This is a genomic window from Gillisia sp. Hel_I_86 (genome assembly GCF_007827275.1).
Classification (GTDB): domain Bacteria; phylum Bacteroidota; class Bacteroidia; order Flavobacteriales; family Flavobacteriaceae; genus Gillisia.
The window spans coordinates 1,356,487-1,373,648 of the sequence record NZ_VISE01000001.1 but is presented as its reverse complement, the minus strand read 5'-3'; the positions used below and the strand labels follow the sequence as shown (position 1 = coordinate 1,373,648).

The 17,162-nt window shown below is 38.0% G+C and carries 17 protein-coding genes; all 17 read left to right on the top strand.

Features of this window, described 5'->3' with window-relative positions:
• The first annotated feature begins 7 nt into the window (after positions 1-7).
• Positions 8-727 carry an ABC transporter ATP-binding protein gene (locus tag JM83_RS06035; protein ID WP_144960326.1) on the top strand — a complete coding sequence of 240 codons (720 nt, stop codon included), beginning with the start codon at positions 8-10 and terminating at the stop codon, positions 725-727.
• A gap of 106 nt (positions 728-833) precedes the next feature.
• Positions 834-3,392, top strand: coding sequence for a hypothetical protein (locus JM83_RS06030; protein WP_144960324.1), 2,559 nt, complete (start codon positions 834-836; stop codon positions 3,390-3,392).
• A 4-nt stretch (positions 3,393-3,396) separates the two neighbouring features.
• Complete coding sequence (locus JM83_RS06025; protein WP_144960322.1) at positions 3,397-3,807, top strand: polymer-forming cytoskeletal protein; 411 nt, start codon at positions 3,397-3,399, stop codon at positions 3,805-3,807.
• A complete protein-coding gene (locus JM83_RS06020; RefSeq protein ID WP_144960320.1) occupies positions 3,776-4,003 on the top strand; it encodes an AtpZ/AtpI family protein in 228 nt (75 codons plus the stop codon). Before JM83_RS06025 ends, JM83_RS06020 begins: the two co-directional genes overlap by 32 nt.
• 528 nt (positions 4,004-4,531) lie before the next feature.
• Positions 4,532-5,614 carry a F0F1 ATP synthase subunit A gene (gene atpB / locus JM83_RS06010; RefSeq protein WP_144960316.1) on the top strand — a complete coding sequence of 361 codons (1,083 nt, stop codon included), beginning with the start codon at positions 4,532-4,534 and terminating at the stop codon, positions 5,612-5,614.
• A 28-nt stretch (positions 5,615-5,642) separates the two neighbouring features.
• Entirely contained in the window at positions 5,643-5,864 is a 222-nt protein-coding gene (gene atpE / locus JM83_RS06005) for an ATP synthase F0 subunit C (protein ID WP_026836899.1), read from the top strand.
• Between the two features lie 80 nt (positions 5,865-5,944).
• Positions 5,945-6,439: a F0F1 ATP synthase subunit B gene (locus JM83_RS06000; protein ID WP_144960314.1), complete on the top strand. Its 495-nt coding sequence runs from the start codon at positions 5,945-5,947 to the stop codon at positions 6,437-6,439.
• A gap of 4 nt (positions 6,440-6,443) precedes the next feature.
• A complete protein-coding gene (atpH, locus tag JM83_RS05995) occupies positions 6,444-6,998 on the top strand; it encodes an ATP synthase F1 subunit delta (RefSeq protein WP_144960312.1) in 555 nt (184 codons plus the stop codon).
• Positions 6,999-7,044: 46 nt separating this feature from the next.
• The gene (gene atpA, locus JM83_RS05990) at positions 7,045-8,625 is read left to right on the top strand and encodes a F0F1 ATP synthase subunit alpha (RefSeq protein ID WP_144960310.1); all 1,581 of its coding nucleotides are present in this window, start codon (positions 7,045-7,047) and stop codon (positions 8,623-8,625) included.
• A gap of 44 nt (positions 8,626-8,669) precedes the next feature.
• Complete coding sequence (gene atpG, locus JM83_RS05985) at positions 8,670-9,530, top strand: ATP synthase F1 subunit gamma (protein WP_144960308.1); 861 nt, start codon at positions 8,670-8,672, stop codon at positions 9,528-9,530.
• A 283-nt stretch (positions 9,531-9,813) separates the two neighbouring features.
• Positions 9,814-10,257 (top strand): hypothetical protein, encoded by a 444-nt coding sequence (locus tag JM83_RS05980; RefSeq protein WP_144960306.1) that lies wholly within the window; start codon positions 9,814-9,816, stop codon positions 10,255-10,257.
• A gap of 161 nt (positions 10,258-10,418) precedes the next feature.
• Positions 10,419-11,861 (top strand): oligosaccharide flippase family protein, encoded by a 1,443-nt coding sequence (locus tag JM83_RS05975; RefSeq protein ID WP_144960304.1) that lies wholly within the window; start codon positions 10,419-10,421, stop codon positions 11,859-11,861.
• Positions 11,858-12,292 (top strand): dUTP diphosphatase, encoded by a 435-nt coding sequence (gene dut / locus JM83_RS05970; RefSeq protein ID WP_144960302.1) that lies wholly within the window; start codon positions 11,858-11,860, stop codon positions 12,290-12,292. The genes JM83_RS05975 and dut overlap by 4 nt, the downstream gene beginning before the upstream one ends.
• A gap of 141 nt (positions 12,293-12,433) precedes the next feature.
• Entirely contained in the window at positions 12,434-13,444 is a 1,011-nt protein-coding gene (locus JM83_RS05965) for a sugar phosphate nucleotidyltransferase (RefSeq protein WP_144960300.1), read from the top strand.
• Between the two features lie 14 nt (positions 13,445-13,458).
• Positions 13,459-14,829: a tetratricopeptide repeat protein gene (locus tag JM83_RS05960; RefSeq protein WP_144960298.1), complete on the top strand. Its 1,371-nt coding sequence runs from the start codon at positions 13,459-13,461 to the stop codon at positions 14,827-14,829.
• The gene (locus tag JM83_RS05955) at positions 14,830-15,597 is read left to right on the top strand and encodes a DUF4292 domain-containing protein (protein ID WP_144960295.1); all 768 of its coding nucleotides are present in this window, start codon (positions 14,830-14,832) and stop codon (positions 15,595-15,597) included. It begins immediately after the preceding gene.
• On the top strand, positions 15,597-16,820 hold the full coding sequence (locus tag JM83_RS05950; RefSeq protein ID WP_186434953.1) for a murein hydrolase activator EnvC family protein: 1,224 nt from the start codon (positions 15,597-15,599) through the stop codon (positions 16,818-16,820). The genes JM83_RS05955 and JM83_RS05950 overlap by 1 nt, the downstream gene beginning before the upstream one ends.
• Positions 16,821-17,162 lie beyond the last annotated feature (342 nt).

The following is a 17,162-nucleotide window of genomic DNA, read 5'->3' as shown; positions in this document are numbered from 1 at the left end:
TACAAACATGATAACAGCTACAAACCTTACAAAGGTATATAATGGAACTTCGGTCCTAAATATAGAACATCTCGATATTCCAACAGGGCAAAGCATGGGGTTGGTGGGAAATAACGGTGCCGGGAAAACGACATTTTTCAGTATGTTATTGGACCTTATTCAACCAACAACAGGAAATATCTTTAACCACGATATCACGGTGAGCCAAGATGAAGAGTGGAAGGAATTCACAAGTTCTTTTATAGACGAAAGTTTTTTGATAGGCTATCTTACCCCAGAAGAATACTTTTATTTTATTGGAGACCTCCGGGAGCAAAACAAAGCTGATGTGGATGCATTGCTTTTAACCTTTGAAGACTTTTTTCATGATGAGATCCTAGGAAAGCGCAAGTACCTGAGAGACCTTTCCAAAGGGAACCAGAAGAAAGTTGGAATTGTGGCGGCACTTATAGGAAGCCCAAAAGTGATCATTTTGGATGAGCCTTTCGCCAATCTGGATCCAACCACTCAAATTCGGCTTAAAAAGATAATAAAAGACCTTACCGCTCAAAAGGAAACCACTATTTTAATCTCCAGTCACGACCTTATTCATATCACAGAGGTTTGTGAGCGAATTGTGGTCTTGGATAAAGGAGATTTGGTAAAGGACATCATAACTTCTCCCGCAACCCTCGCCGAATTGGAAACTTACTTTTCCATGGATTTGGCGAAGCAGCAAGAATCCTGATTTTTTGATTGCTTCCTGAAGAGCCCGGTTTCTAAAAAGAAACGTATTTTAGCATACTAAATGTTAAGCATTTCAGTTATTTATTATATCAAGAACTTATTTGATTTTGAATAAATTTACGCACGTAGTTGGATGCCTGTTTTTGGTGATCGCACTATCTGGTTGTTCCAGAAAAAAAGATAAGTTCATCAACAGGAATTGGCATGCCGTGGGCACGGAGTACAATATTTTGTACAATGGAGGCCTTGCACTGCAACAGGGCAAAAAAGAAGTTGCAGATTCTTATAACGAGAATTTTTGGGATATCCTGCCAGTGGAAAGAATGCAGATTTCTGAGGAGATCTCTTTACCCGGTACTGTAAAAAATGAATCTTTTAAGCTTGCTGAAGAAAAAGCCACCAAGGCCATTCAAAAGCACTCCATGCTCATAGGGGGAAAAGAAAAAAACCCTCAGATTGACGAAGCCTATTTACTGCTTGGAAAAGCCCGATATTTCGATCAGCGGTTTTTTCCTGCTTTGGAAGCCTTCAATTATATCCTTCATAAATATCCCGCCAGCAGCACGATCAACCATGCACAAATCTGGAGGGAAAAGACCAATATCAGGCTTCAGAACAACAAATTGGCCATAAAAAACCTTAAGCGGATCCTTAAATTTGAAACATTAAAAGATCAAGATCGGGCAGATGCAAATGCAATGCTGGCACAGGCATATATCAATTTAAACCATCCAGATAGTGCCATTGTTCCTATTAGAACTGCAGCAAAATACACTAATGATAACGACGAAAAAGGACGATTTTACTATATTCAAGGACAGTTGTACAATTTACTGGAACAACGTGATAGCGCAAATTATGCTTTTGATGAAATTATAGCGCTCAACAGGAAAACGCCAAGGGAATATTTGGTAAATGCGCAAATTGAGAAGTACAGGAATTTCAATTTTGACACCAAAGATCCAGCGCTATTATTGGCAAACTTAAAGGAAATGGAAGAGAACCGTGAAAACAGGCCTTTTTTGGATAAGATCTATTTTCAGCTAGCCGAATATTACAGTCATATCGATTCTACAAACCAAGCAACAGCCTATTATAATAAATCCTTGAAAGAACCTTCCAAAGACAATTATTTAAACTCCCTTAATTATGAAACTTTGGGGAATATAAATTTTGATAAAGCTTTATATAGGGAGGCCAGTGCTTATTATGACAGCACCTTAACCAAGATCCCGAATACTTCCCGTGATTATTTCTTTGTTGAACGCAAACGGGACAACCTTAAAGAGGTCATATTTTATGAAAGCATAGCCGAAGAAAATGACAGTATTTTGCGTTTTGTGGCAATGCCAGAAGACGAACGCGTAGATTATTTTACCAGATATGCCGAACAATTAAAAGAAGCAGCTATAGCCGAAGCTAAAGAAGGAACAGTTCCAGAGGCTACTCCGCCCACACTACCTTCGTCACGCAATACGCCGGGTGCACCACCGGCCTTAGGAGGAAACGATCCTGCAAATACTTTTTATTTTTATAACCCTAGAAGGGTGTCCTCAGGTTTGGAAAGCTTTGTTAGAACTTGGGGTGCAAGAGAATTAAGGGATAACTGGAGATTGAATTCCAGTAATTTTGCCACTATGGCAAAAGATAGTTTAGATGAGGTTTCCGGACTTATAATTTCCAACAACCCAAAATTTGTGGCTCAAACTTATCTGGATCAGATACCAAGTGACCCAATTCGAATTTCAGAATTGGAAAAGGGGCGCAATGATGCCTATTACAGCTTAGGATTAATTTACAAGGAGAAGTATAACAAGCCCGAGTTGGCTTCAGAAAAACTCACAGCTTTATTGGATTTCACAAAAGAGGAGCGGTTAGTGATCCCTGCAAATTATTATTTGTACAGAATAAACCTCGAAAGAGGAAATAATGCTGAGGCCGAAAGATTTAAACAAGTCGTTTTAACCAAGTATCCAGATTCCAGATATGCCTCTAGGATCAATAATCCGGATCTTGCCATCGCCCAGGAAGATGAAGCTGAAAACAAGTACAAAGAATTATATACACTTTTTGAAAATGCTGAATTTTTAAAGGTGATCGAAGAGGGAAGAGCTTTTATAAATGAATATCCAGAAGAAGAGCTGCTGCCTAAAATAGAACTTTTAAAGGCCAGGGCAATGGGAAGAATTTATGGGGTGAGTGCCTATAAAGAAGAGTTGTCTTCGCTAGTTTCTAATTATCCGCAAACCCAGGAAGGGGTTACGGCTTTGGACTTATTGAACACTACCATTCCCGCACTGGAAAAAAGTACTTTTACGACAGATATCAACTCTACCACCAACCTAAAATTGCTTTATAAAGTTGGAATTGCAGAGGATCAAAAAACCACTGCTTTAAAAGAAGTGCTGGAAAAAGCTGTTTTGGAACTGGATTATGCCGAACTTACGGTTTCCCAGGACATCTATAATGACAAAGAAATATTTGTTGTAGTGCATGGGTTAGAGAACTATAGCAAAGCTGAAGGTTTTGCAGAATTGCTTAACATCAATAAAAAACATAAAGTTCAAATAATTCCGGTTATAGTTTCTTCAGAAAATTACAGGGTAATTCAGCTAAAGAAAAACCTGGACGATTATATAGCATTTATTAATAAACAAGAACCCTAGATCTATGTTTAACAACCCAACCAAATCAAAAGAGAAAACAGAAACCAGCAAAGAGCAAAATCGAATTTCATCAGGAACCGTTATTACCGGGGATATCGAAGCCAAAGGTGGTTTTAGAATAGAAGGAACCCTTATTGGAAATTTAACTACCTCGGGAAAAGTGGTGATTAGTAAGGGAGGCTTAATTAAGGGAAACTTAACTTGCCAACATGCCGATTTTGAAGGAAATTTCGATGGAAAATTGAATATTGAAGAAACCTTGTCTTTAAGATCTTCTGCAGTTGTTGATGGAGAAGTAAATGCGGGAAAACTATCTATAGAGCCTGGCGCTTTGTTTAATGCTTCCTGCGAAATGAAAGGTTCCTTAAAAGCTATTAAAAAAGATGACCAAAAACAAAAAGAACGCTCCGCTTGATAAGTACCTGGAGTTTGTAAACATCGCTTTTCAGATGGCAATTATTATTGGCGCAGCTTTGCTTCTGGGAATGTGGCTGGATAAAAAATTTCCGAATAAATTTTCAGGTTTTACTATTGGAATAACGCTTTTAGGAGTGTTTGTAGCCCTATTTCAGGTAATTAGAAAAGTGAGCAGAATGAGTAAAGAACAGTAAACCCTATCATGAAACAAAAACTACTTGATTTTTTAAAGATATTTGTCCTTTTCTCAATAATTCTGTTTGTCCTCCATTTTATCATCAATCGGCTGTTCTTAGAAGAAATTATTTTTTATTACAGTATCTGGAGTATTTACGCCTTCCACATCATTTCCACATTTTTTATTTATTTCTTACTGGTTTATATCCACTTGAATTTTAGTGACAAGACAGGATTTGCTTTTATGGGTGCCAGTCTTTTTAAAATGCTGGCAGCAGTTTTGTTTTTACTGCCTATGCTGATAAATAATGAAAACAGTCCTTTTATTAATTTACTTTCTTTTTTTATACCGTATTTTCTATATCTTATTTTAGAAACTATATTTTCTGTAAAGCTTATTAATTCAAGATAACTAGTTGAATCTCAAATAAGTTTATAAATGTGCGAAAAGGGACAAAAAAAAGAATTATTGGCTTTTAGATGTAATTAAAAAGCATACCTTTGCACCGAAATTTTGAGCCCACCCTTATTAGTTTAACAGGATTATGACAGCACAAAAATCTTTTAAGATTGTAATGAGATTTGCCCTGGCTTTTCTTCCTTTGTTTGCTTTTTCTCAGAAAGAATCATCTGTAGAGGAATTTGCAGAAGAGTTTAACGCCACAGATTTTATCTTGAGCCACATAGGTGATTCCCATGGGTGGCATTTTTTTGGAGAAGGAGAGAATTCCTTTACACTGCCTTTACCGGTTATACTTTATACAGATAATGGGCTGGTAACTTTCATGTCCAGTGAATTTCACCACGATACTGAAGGTAAGTATATTGTTGAAAAAAACGGGATGCGGTTTGTAAATTATCACGAGAAAATTTACCAGCTGGAACCTGGGGCAGAGACGGTGGAATTTGATGAAGAGCAGCAACCTGTAAATGCGACTACTCCATGGGATTTTTCAATTACCAAGAATGTGGCAGCTATGTTCCTTACGGTTATATTGATGCTGTTATTCTTCATGTCCCTCGCCAATTATCATAAAAAGAGCACTAAGGCTCCTTCCGGATTTAATAATGCTTTGGAGGCGCTTGTTTTATTTGTAAGGGATGAAATAGCGATTCCTCAAATAGGGGAAAAACAATATATGAAGTTTATGCCATTTTTACTCACGGTATTCTTCTTCATCTTGATCACGAATTTATTAGGTTTACTGCCGGGAGCAGCAAACGTAACCGGAAATATTGCGGTTACAGTTTCCCTTGGGTTGTTTACCTTGGCCCTTATTATTATCAACGGGAATAAAGCATACTGGAAACACACCTTCTGGATGCCGGGAATTCCTACTTGGGTAAAGCCTATTCTTGCTATTGTTGAAGGTGCGGGGGTAGTAATTAAGCCTATAGCACTAATGATTCGTTTATTTGCGAACATTACCGCAGGGCACATAATTATCTTGAGTTTAATTGGATTGATATTTATTTTAGAAAATGCTGGAGTTGCAGGTATCTCTGTTCCTTTTGCATTATTTATAACGGTTTTGGAATTGCTGGTAGCATTCCTTCAAGCGTTTATTTTTACGATACTGTCTGCCCTGTTTATCGGGATGGCGGTTGAGGAACATGAACATCATTAATTATTTTTAATTATTTAATTTATTTACTATGGAATTATTGTATGTAGGCCTTTCGGCATTAGGAGCCGGTCTTGCGGTTTTAGGAGCTGGAGTTGGTGTTGGTAAAATTGGTGGTTCTGCTATGGACGCTATTGCCCGTCAACCAGAAGCTTCTGGAAAAATCCAGACAGCTATGATTATTGCCGCTGCACTTGTAGAAGGGGTTGCTCTTTTTGGAGTTGTTGCCTCTTTACTAGGTGTTTTAAGGTAGTTAATTTTAAAACCCATTCGTAACGGTTGGTTGCGAATGGGTTTTTAAAAATGATGTTTTAAACTTTTATTTAATATACTATGGATTTAATTACTCCTGAAATAGGTCTGTTTTTTTGGCAAACCATCGTCTTTTTAGTGCTGTTATTCGTTATGGCAAAATTTGCCTGGAAACCAATATTGGGTGCTATAAAACAAAGAGAGACCTCTATTAATGATTCTATGGAATCTGCAGAAAATGCAAGAAAGGAAATGCAAAACCTTCAGGCCGATAATGAAAAATTATTGAACGAGGCAAGAGCTCAAAGAGATGTGATGCTTAAAGAAGCTCGGGAGATAAAAGAGAAAATCGTTAGTGAAGCTTCTTCTGAAGCGCAAGCAAAAGCAGATAAAATTATGGCCAGTGCTCAAGTAACCATAGAGCATGAAAAGAACGCAGCAATGGTCGATCTTAAAAATCAGGTTGCTACTTTATCTATAGAGATCGCAGAAAAAGTAATTCGTGAACAATTATCTACTACAGAGAAACAACATAGATTGGTTGAAGACATGTTGGCAGATGTTACGTTAAAATAAGTTTATGAAAAGTACCAGAGCTGCACAGAGATACGCAAAAGCAATTTTAGATTTGGCAAAAGATCAAAATGCTGCTGAAGTTGTGAATACGGATATGATAGGTATTTTCAATACTATCGAACATAGTGAAGACCTTCAAGAGCTCTTAGCTAGTCCTGTAGTAAAAGCAGCGGTAAAGAAAAGCGCTTTAAAGGAGATCTTTAAAGATGCACACACTATAACTTTGGGAGCTTTCGATGTTCTTGTAGACAATAACAGAATCATTCAGCTACAGGCTGTAGCTCAAAAATATACTGCTTTATTCAATGAAATGAACCACGTGCAAGTTGCAAAAGTAACTACGGCGGTTCCTTTGGATGCTCGTTTAGAGGCTAAGATACTTGAGAAAGTAAAAGAGCTTACAGGAAATACAGCAACTTTGGAGAGTATAGTAGACCCAAGCATTTTAGGAGGCTTTATCCTTAGGATAGGGGATCTTCAATACAATACCAGTGTTGCGAAAAGTCTTAGTAATTTAAGTAGGGAGCTAACCAACAACACATATATTTCAAAAATTTAATGAAAACAGATACGCTTTAGGCGTATCAATTTTATTCTAAATAATTATGGCCGAAGTAAATCCAGCTGAAGTTTCAGCAATATTAAAAAAACAACTTTCAGGTTTTGAAGCAAAAGCTTCTTTAGATGAAGTAGGAACAGTACTAACCGTAGGGGATGGTATTGCACGTATCTACGGATTAGCGAATGCTCAATATGGGGAATTGGTTGAGTTTGAAAGTGGATTGGAAGGAATTGTACTTAACCTAGAGGAAGACAATGTTGGGGTAGTACTTTTAGGACCCTCTAAACAAATTAAAGAAGGATCTGTTGCAAAAAGAACGCAACGTATTGCTTCCATCAAAGTAGGTGAAGGAATTACAGGTAGGGTTATAGATACATTGGGAGCTCCAATAGATGGAAAAGGTCCTATTCAAGGTGAAACTTATGAGATGCCATTGGAGCGTAAAGCCCCAGGGGTTATTTACCGTGAGCCGGTTACAGAGCCTATGCAAACAGGGATCAAGGCTATTGATGCTATGGTACCAGTTGGTAGAGGACAAAGAGAACTGGTTATTGGTGACCGCCAGACTGGTAAAACTGCCGTGTGTATCGATACTATCTTAAATCAGAAAGAATTTTACGATGCCGGGGTACCGGTACATTGTATATATGTTGCTATAGGGCAGAAAGCTTCTACTGTTGCGGGAATTGCACAGAAATTGGAAGAAAGAGGTGCTTTGGCTTATACTACCATTGTAGCTGCAAATGCATCAGATCCTGCTCCAATGCAGGTGTATGCTCCTTTCGCAGGTGCTGCAATTGGTGAGTACTTTAGGGATACTGGTCGTCCTGCACTTATTGTGTTCGATGATTTATCCAAACAAGCAGTAGCTTACCGTGAGGTTTCTTTATTGTTGCGTCGCCCCCCGGGACGTGAAGCATATCCTGGAGATGTATTTTTCTTGCACTCTAGATTGTTGGAGCGTGCTGCAAAAGTGATAAACAACGATAAGATCGCTTCAGAAATGAATGATCTTCCAGATTCTATCAAGCATTTGGTAAAAGGTGGTGGATCTTTAACAGCATTGCCAATTATTGAAACTCAGGCAGGAGATGTTTCTGCATATATTCCAACCAATGTAATTTCGATTACAGATGGTCAGATCTTTTTAACATCAGATCTTTTTAACTCTGGGGTACGTCCAGCGATCAACGTAGGTATTTCGGTATCTCGAGTTGGTGGTAACGCACAGGTCAAAGCGATGAAAAAGGTTGCAGGTACTTTAAAATTGGACCAAGCTCAATTCCGTGAATTGGAAGCATTTGCCAAGTTTGGATCTGATCTTGATGCTGCTACCCTTAATGTTATTGAAAGAGGAAAGCGCAACGTAGAGATCTTGAAACAAGCAGAGAACGATCCTTATCCGGTAGAAGAGCAAATTGCAATTATCTTTGCAGGTGCCAAGAACCTTTTAAGGGATGTGCCTGTTAACAAGGTAAAAGAATTTGAAACGGATTATTTAGAATACTTGAATGTGAAGCATCGTGCAACCTTGGATGGTTTAAAAGCTGGAAAACTTACAGATGAAATTACAGATACCTTGGTGATGGCTGCAAAAGAGCTTTCTTCAAAATATAAAAACTAATTTAGAATTCAGAATTTTAAATTCAGAATTTATAATTAAATAATATGGCAAACTTAAAAGAATTACGCAACAGGATTACCTCGGTTTCATCAACCATGCAAATTACCAGTGCCATGAAATTGGTATCGGCTGCAAAGTTGAGCAAAGCGCAGGATGCCATTACTGCCATGCGACCTTATTCTGAAAAGTTAACAGAATTGCTACAAAGCCTTAGTGCTTCTTTGGATGACGATAGCGGAAGCGCTTTCGCCGAACAAAGAGAAGTTAAAAAGGTCTTGATAGTCGCTATTTCTTCCAACAGGGGATTGGCTGGCGCTTTTAACACGAATATTGTTAAAGGTGCTCGCGCGGTTGCTGCGTCAAAATACAGCGACAAGAACGTGGAAATCTTGACTTTAGGGAAAAAAGCGAATGATGTGTTAAGTAAGACGTATACAGTTACCGAGAACAACAATGCTATTTTTGATGATCTTAAGTATGATAACGTTGCCGCAATAGCAGAAAATATCATGCAATGGTTCTTGGATGGCAGGTATGATGAGATCTCCCTCGTATACAATCAGTTTGTAAATGCGGCCACTCAAGATGTAATTACAGAGCAGTTTTTACCTATTGAAAAGTTTGAAACTGAAACGAATGTAAACCTAGATTACATTTTTGAACCAGAAAAAGAACAGATCGTAAAAGATCTTATTCCTAAGTCCCTTAAAATGCAGTTGTTCAAAGCGATGAGCGATTCGTTGGCATCAGAGCATGGAGCTCGTATGACGGCGATGCACAAAGCAACAGATAATGCAACAGAGCTAAGGGATGCACTTAAATTGTCTTACAACAAAGCAAGACAAGCCGCTATTACCAACGAGATCTTGGAGATTGTAGGTGGAGCGGAAGCATTGAATAATTAAAAAGTAGCTGTCACACTTAGTCTCTGATGGTGTCATTCCGACACAGGAGGAATCTCTTTATCAACTTGAGATTCTTCACTGCATTTCATTCCGTTCAGAATGACAATGGAAAGAAAATATCACACTACTGGGGTTGTTGAAGAGTGATTATATAATCTAAAATTTTCTTCAAGCTGAGACTGACTTAAAAGATATTCAAAAACATATAAAAAACCCTTCAAATTCTGGAGGGGTTTTCTTTTGGCACTCATTTTGTTTTAAAACTAGGCATAAAACAATCATCATGAAACATCTCTACCTATTTTTCAGCATTTCACTTGTAACTATTTTATTTGCTAGCTGCGCTGGCAATAACGGACTACAGGAAAAAGAGCCTGCCACTATGGATTCTGCATATTATACCACAAAAGGAGAAGAAATTACATTCTATATTCCCGTTACCGCTATTCAGTCGAACAGGGTGAGTCTAGACGAAGTCTATTTCAGAAATAAAAAAGCGAACCTAACAACTAGTCCAGATAAGCCAGGAGTGTATATGGCCACTTTTCAAATGGCCAAGCCGGATATGATCATGAGTTCCGATCCTAAAGAGGAATACGGTAACAAATTGCCGCAGAAAACAGAGAAAATGGACTTCGAACTGAAGGATGATGAAGCCATTTTGATATTCACCCAGAATTCCAAAGTGAAATATTACAAACTTACAGGCGTTAAAGAAAGAGTATAATCTTACATTTATTAACCATTAGAAACGGGGCGATGTTTTTTCATTCCGTTTTTTTTATATTACTAGCCAATTTGTTGTTGAAAACAATAGGGAAATATTAATTTTTGATTCCAGTTGTTAGCTGATAAATTAAGATATTTATACCCTAATTCAAGCCGCTTTTGAGCACCTTAAAACGTTTCTTTCAGGATACCATTATTTATGGTTTTGCAACAGTTTTGCCAAGGCTCATGAATTTTATCTTGGTACCCTTGCACGTAACGGCGCTTTCTACAGTTGGGTATTCTGTAAATACCACCTTTTACGTTTGGGCAGCATTCTTTAATGTGATCCTTACCTATGGTATGGAAACCGCATTTTTTAGGTATTTCAGCCATTCAGATAGGAAAAAGCAGGTGTTTTCTACAGCATTTATTAGTCTTACCGCGACCACAATAGTTTTCTTTACACTGGTTTTTCTTTTTAAAGATCAGCTTATAGAACTTGTTGATCTTAACCCAAAATATTTTAATATGCTTTTAGCAATCTTAGCTTTGGATGCTTTGGTTGTAGTTCCCTTTGCTTATTTAAGAGCTTCGAATAGGCCTATAAAATTTGCAGGAATAAAGATCTTTAATATTGCCATAGTGGTTTTGGTGAATTTCTTCTTTTTATGGTTAGTTCCCGATCATCCAAGTTTTGTCCCAGATTTTATTTTGGAAAGGTATTCTTCAGAAGATCAAGTGCAATATATATTTCTAGCAAATCTCTTGGCAAGTGGAGCGACCTTTTTAATCTTGCTACCCTATTTTTTCCGCTCTAAGATCGAATTCAAATTTGGCATTTTTAAACAGATGTGGAACTATGGATGGCCAATTATGATTGCTGGAATTGCATTTGTAATTAATGAAATGCTCGATAAGATCTTGTTAAAGGAAATGATTTCTGAAGATATTATGGGTGCCTATGCAGCTTGCTATAAACTGGCAATTTTCATGACCATATTTGTCCAAGCCTTTAGAATGGGGGCGGAGCCTTTCTTTTTTAACCATTCAAAAAATGAAAATGCGAAACAAACCTATGCCAATATCCTTAATTATTTCGTGATTTTCGGAAGCCTGATCCTTCTAATTATGATTTTATTTTTGGATTTTTTCAAAATGCTTATTATTCCAAACCCTGAATATTGGGTAACTATTTCGGTAGTGCCAATAATATTGCTTGCAAATCTGTTTTTAGGGATTTATCATAACTTGGCAATTTGGTATAAACTTACAGATAGGACCAAGGCGGGAATGTACATCTCGATAATTGGGGCATTGATCACTATCGTCATGAATATTTTGCTTATTCCGGTTATTGGCTTTATGGCTTCAGCCTATACCACCTTAGCGGCATACGGCGCAATGATGCTTATATCCTTTTACTTCGGAAGAAAATATTACCCGGTGCCGTATAATGTAAAACGCATTATGCTCTATCTTTTGTTGGCAGTTGGATTGTCTGCAATATCATTTATCTATTTCCGCGAAAATTATTTTATAGGTACGCTCTTCCTGGGAATATTTTTAACTACTGTATTTTTAAATGAGCGTAAAGATTTTAAACAAATTCTGGATCAATGAAAGTAAAAATCATCAATAAGTCGGCGCACGATTTACCAAATTATGAAACTGCATTCTCTGCAGGGATGGACCTAAGAGCCAATATTTTAGAACCTATCACGTTAAAACCTTTGGAGCGGGCCATCGTTAAAACGGGACTTTTCATGGCACTGCCCTTGGGTTTTGAAGCTCAGGTAAGACCAAGAAGCGGACTCGCTGCAAAAAAAGGGATCACCGTTTTAAATTCCCCGGGAACCATAGATGCAGATTATCGTGGAGAAATAGGCGTAATTCTTGTAAACCTTTCCAATGAAGATTTCGTTATCGAAAATGGCGAGCGAGTGGCACAAATGGTAATTGCAAAGCACGAACAGATCACTTGGGAGCAAGTAGAAGTTCTGGAAGACACCAGTAGAGGAGCCGGTGGCTTTGGAAGTACCGGGAATAAATAATTAGTATAATTTTAAGTTAGGACAAGAGCCGTCAAGCTGAACTTGATTCAGCTTCTAGTATAATTTTGCACTTATTAAGATCCTGAAATGAATTCAGGATGACGAAATTATAATTCTAACTGAATCAAAATAAAACATAAAATGAAAATAATAGTACCAATGGCCGGTCGCGGCTCAAGATTAAGACCACATACCTTAACCGTTCCAAAACCTTTAATTCCAATTGCAGGAAAACCAATAGTTCATAGATTGGTAGAAGACATCGCGAAGGTGTTGGATGAAAAGGTAGATGAAGTTGCATTTATCATTGGGCAGGATTTTGGTGAAAAGGTGGAAACCGATTTAAAAGCGATTGCAGAGAGTTTGGGGGCTAAGGGAACTATCTATTACCAAGATAAGCCTTTAGGAACTGGGCACGCCATAATGTGCGCTAAGGAATCCCTTTCCGGTCCGGCAGTTGTCGCATATGCCGATACACTTTTTAAGGCTGATTTCACACTGAATAAGGATGCCGATGCCGTGATCTGGGTAAAGCAGGTGGAAAACCCGAATGCCTATGGAGTAGTTAAACTGAATGAAAAGAACGAGATCACCGAATTGGTTGAAAAGCCGGAAGAATTCGTTTCAGATCTAGCCGTGATTGGGATCTACTATTTTAAAGATGTAGCGGTTCTAAAAACCGAGCTTCAAAAAGTATTGGACCAAAATATAATTCGCGGTGGAGAGTACCAAATAAATGATGGTATTAAGGCGATGCAGGCCAGTGGCAATGTTTTTGTCCCGGGGAAAGTAGATGAATGGATGGACTGCGGGAATAAGCAGATCACTGTGGAGACCAATGGAAGGATGTTGAGTTTCTTGCACCAAGATGGCGAAAAATTGATCTCGGATTCTGTAAAGATCACCAATTCTGAAATCACCGAACCATGTTTTATCGGAGAAAATGTCGTGCTTATAAATGCCAAAATAGGACCGAATGTTTCTATTGGGAAGGGCACAAAAATTGAAAATTCAACTATCAAAAATAGTTTAATTCAAACTGAGTCTGAGGTGAAAAATGCAAATTTAGACAATGCCATGATTGGTAATTATGCAAAATTCGATGGAAACTTCACACAGATCAGTATCGGGGATTATACGGTTTTAGAATAATATAACTAATAGCAATGATACGCAAGCTTGTTTATTTCCTGCTTTTTGGCATGATTTTCACTTCGGGGCTAAATGCTCAAGAAGGGCAAAATCCGTTGCAAGAAGTTGCGGTAGACGATCTTGGGGAGGTAAACGATGCGTTTCGGGAATATTTTTTTGAAGCCTTGAAACAAAAGGCAATCGAAAATTACGAAAAGGCGATAGTTGCTCTTCAAAAAGCCGAAAAAATTCAGCCTAACAATGCGGTGATTTATTTTGAATTAGGAAAGAATTATAAATCCCTCAATGATCTGGATAATGCCATAAATAATTTTCAAAAGGCAAACAGGTTACAACCAAATAGGGAGTGGATCCTTCAGGCACTTATGGAATCTTATTATTTGAACAAGCAGTATGAGCAGGCTATTTTGGTCAATAAAAAGCTGGTTGCTTATAATGAGAAGTATTACGACGATTTGGCGAAAATGTATTTTGAACTTCAGCAGTTCGATAAATTGATCGCTTTATTGGATCAGTTGGATATTGAGCTTGGTATAACCGAATATAGAAATAGCTTAAGGCAACAAATATATGCGCTTACCAATAATACTTCGGCTCAAATAAAAACCCTTGAGGAGTCTATTACATTGAACCCAGAGAATGAGATGAACTACCTAAATCTTATTTATGTGTACAGCGATGAAGGTCTGGAAAAAGAGGCTTTCGAGACCGCACAGAAAATGCAACAACTCTTTCCTACTTCAAAAGTGGTACATCTGGCACTTTATAAGTTTTACTTAAATAATGATAGAACCGATGAAGCACTCAGCTCTATGAGATTGGTGTTGGAGTCTGAAGAAATAGATGCTACTTCAAAATTCAAGGTGTTAAATGATTTTCTGTTATTTGTAAATGAGCACGCAGGATATGATGAAGAACTTAAACAAGTAGCGGCACTGTTTTCAAAAAGCGAGAACAATCCAGGGATCTTTCAGAAATTCGGAGATTATTTCCTTCAGAAAAACGAAAAAGAACAGGCGCTTTCTTTTTTTGAGATGGGAATCGGATCTAATATTGATAATTATGAGTTGCTTAGAAATACGTTATTGCTTCAGTTGGATCTCTTAAAATTTAAAGAAGCTTCAGAATTAAGCGGTTCCGGATTGGAGATCTTTCCCGCACAAGCCTTATTATACCTTATAAAAGGAGCAGCTTTAAATAATTTAAAGAAGTACAACGAAGCACTGGAAATACTTACATTTGGGCTGGATTATTTGATAGACGATATAGATATGGAGCGCGATTTTTATGCGCAACTGTCGGTTGCGCATTCGGGATTGGGAAACACACCTAAAGCCACCGAATTTAAAGAGAAGGCCAATTCAATTAAAAAAACAGAAAACTAAATGATCAAGAATATATGTACCCTAACGCTCGTTTCCTTTCTAATTATTGGATGCGGAAGCAGAAAAAAAGCCTTGGTTATAGAGGATGCGGCAGTAAACAAAGTCGTGGCGATGCATTACAGCAACGAACCTGACTTTAAAACTTTGAACAGCAGACTGAGATTGCAGTATCAAGACGAGGAGCGCTCACAATCGCTTACCGTGAGTTTTAGGATGCAAAAGGACAGTGCTATTTGGATGAGCGCCCAATTATTGGGAATTCCTTTAGCAAAGGTGTTGATCACCAAAGACAGGGTAAGTTATTACGAAAAAATAGGGAAGACCTATTTTGATGGAGACTATAGTTTGGTGAGCAAATGGCTGGGAACTCCGCTGGATTATAAAAAACTTCAGAATTTATTAATCGGTCAAGCCATTTATGATCTTAGGGAAGATAAATATGTGTTATCTGAATCTACTCAAGGCTATCAATTAGTCCCTTCAAATGAATTGGAATTAGTAAAAAAGCTGTTTTTATTGGATGCCAAAAGCTACAAAGCACTTGCGCAGCAGTTAGCCCAAGAAAAAGAAAACAGGAACGTAACGGTTACCTATCCAAAATATCAAAAAGTAAACAATCAGAACTTTCCTGAAGAAATCAAGATTGTAGCTAATAGTGAAGGTAAGGGCACGCAGGTAGATATCGCCTATAGATCGGTTACGTTTAATGAATCGGTTAGTTTTCCTTTTGAGATCCCTTCAGGATACGATGAAATTCAGATAGAATAATGAAGTTACAGACCTACTCCAAACATATTTTCATAATTGCATTCCTGTTTTTTGGATGCACCCAAGCTTATTCCCAGAATACTCGCGAGAGCCTCGAAGAGCGCAGGATAGAACTGCGTGAAGAGATTCAAAAAATAAATAGTTTGCGATCTTCCAATAAGAAAAAGGAAAAATCGGTGCTTACAGAAGTGGAAGATTTGGATAGACAGATAAGGACTACAGAGAATTTGATAAAAGTCACCAACCAACAAGCCAATATACTTACGCGTGATATAAACTCCAACACCAATAAAATTCAGACCCTACGGAAGGAATTGGAGAGTTTGAAAGAGGATTACGGGCAAATGATCCAGAAATCCTATAAGAGCAAGTCGCAGCAGAGCAGGATTATGTTCCTGCTTTCTTCCCAAAACTTTTTGCAAGCCTACAAGAGGCTTCAGTATATGAAGCAATATGCCAATTATAGAAAGAAGCAAGGGGATGAGATCAAGATAAAATCTGAAGAATTACAGGTGTTGAACACGAATTTACTGGAGCAAAAGAAAGTAAAGGAAAAGTTGGTAATAGAGAACAGGGCAACCAGGGCACAACTGGAACAAAACAGAAAATCGCAACAAGTTCTAATACAAACTATCCGTAAGAAAGAAGGGGATTTTGCCTCTCAAATAAAGAAAAAACAACAAGAAATAAATGCGATAGATAAGCAGATAGACGAAATTATACGAGCTTCTATTGCAAAAGCAAATAAGGAAAGCGGTTCCAAATCCCGGGATACTTACGAGCTTACCCCAGAAGCTAAAGCCTTAGCTGCCAATTTTGCAAGCAATAAAGGGAAATTGCCATGGCCTGTCCGTTCAGGTGTGGTTACCATGCGATTTGGGACACAACAACACCCCATAGTAAAATCCACTACGATAGAAAGCAATGGAGTTCGTATAGAAACAGATAAAAGCGCAAAGGCAAGAGCTGTATTTGGTGGAACAGTTAGTGAAGTGCAAGCAGTAAAAGGAGCCAACAAAGCCATTATGGTGAGACACGGGGATTATATTACGATTTATAACAACCTATCCAACGTTTATGTTTCCAAAGGAGATGTGGTTTCTTTAGGACAAGATATCGGGGAAGTTGCCACGAGCAGCAGCTCCGGAAAAACCACGTTACACTTCCTGATCTATAAGAATACTGAAAAAATGGATCCTGCAGCTTGGATCTTGAAAATGTAACTCCAAAGGGGTGCTTTAACACCTCATTTAGAGTTTAATTTCTCCGTCTTGATAATTATCAGGACATATCTCGCGGCCTTTCCCTCAGGTTTTTTGATTCAATTTTATAGATCCGTAGATGTGGTATAGTAGGGATGTGAGGTTGAGCGCCCCGATGCTTCGGGGGAAACCTCCTTTTTAAGCTAAAAAGTTCTCGACTGCGCTACCATTGACGTGTTTTTATTTATTTGTGAATCCAAGACCCTGAAACCAGTTCAGGGTGACGATGCGGAATTGTCGTCATGCTGAACTTGTTTCAGCATCCCATCAGCTTATATAAAAAACACGTCAATTTCCTACGCT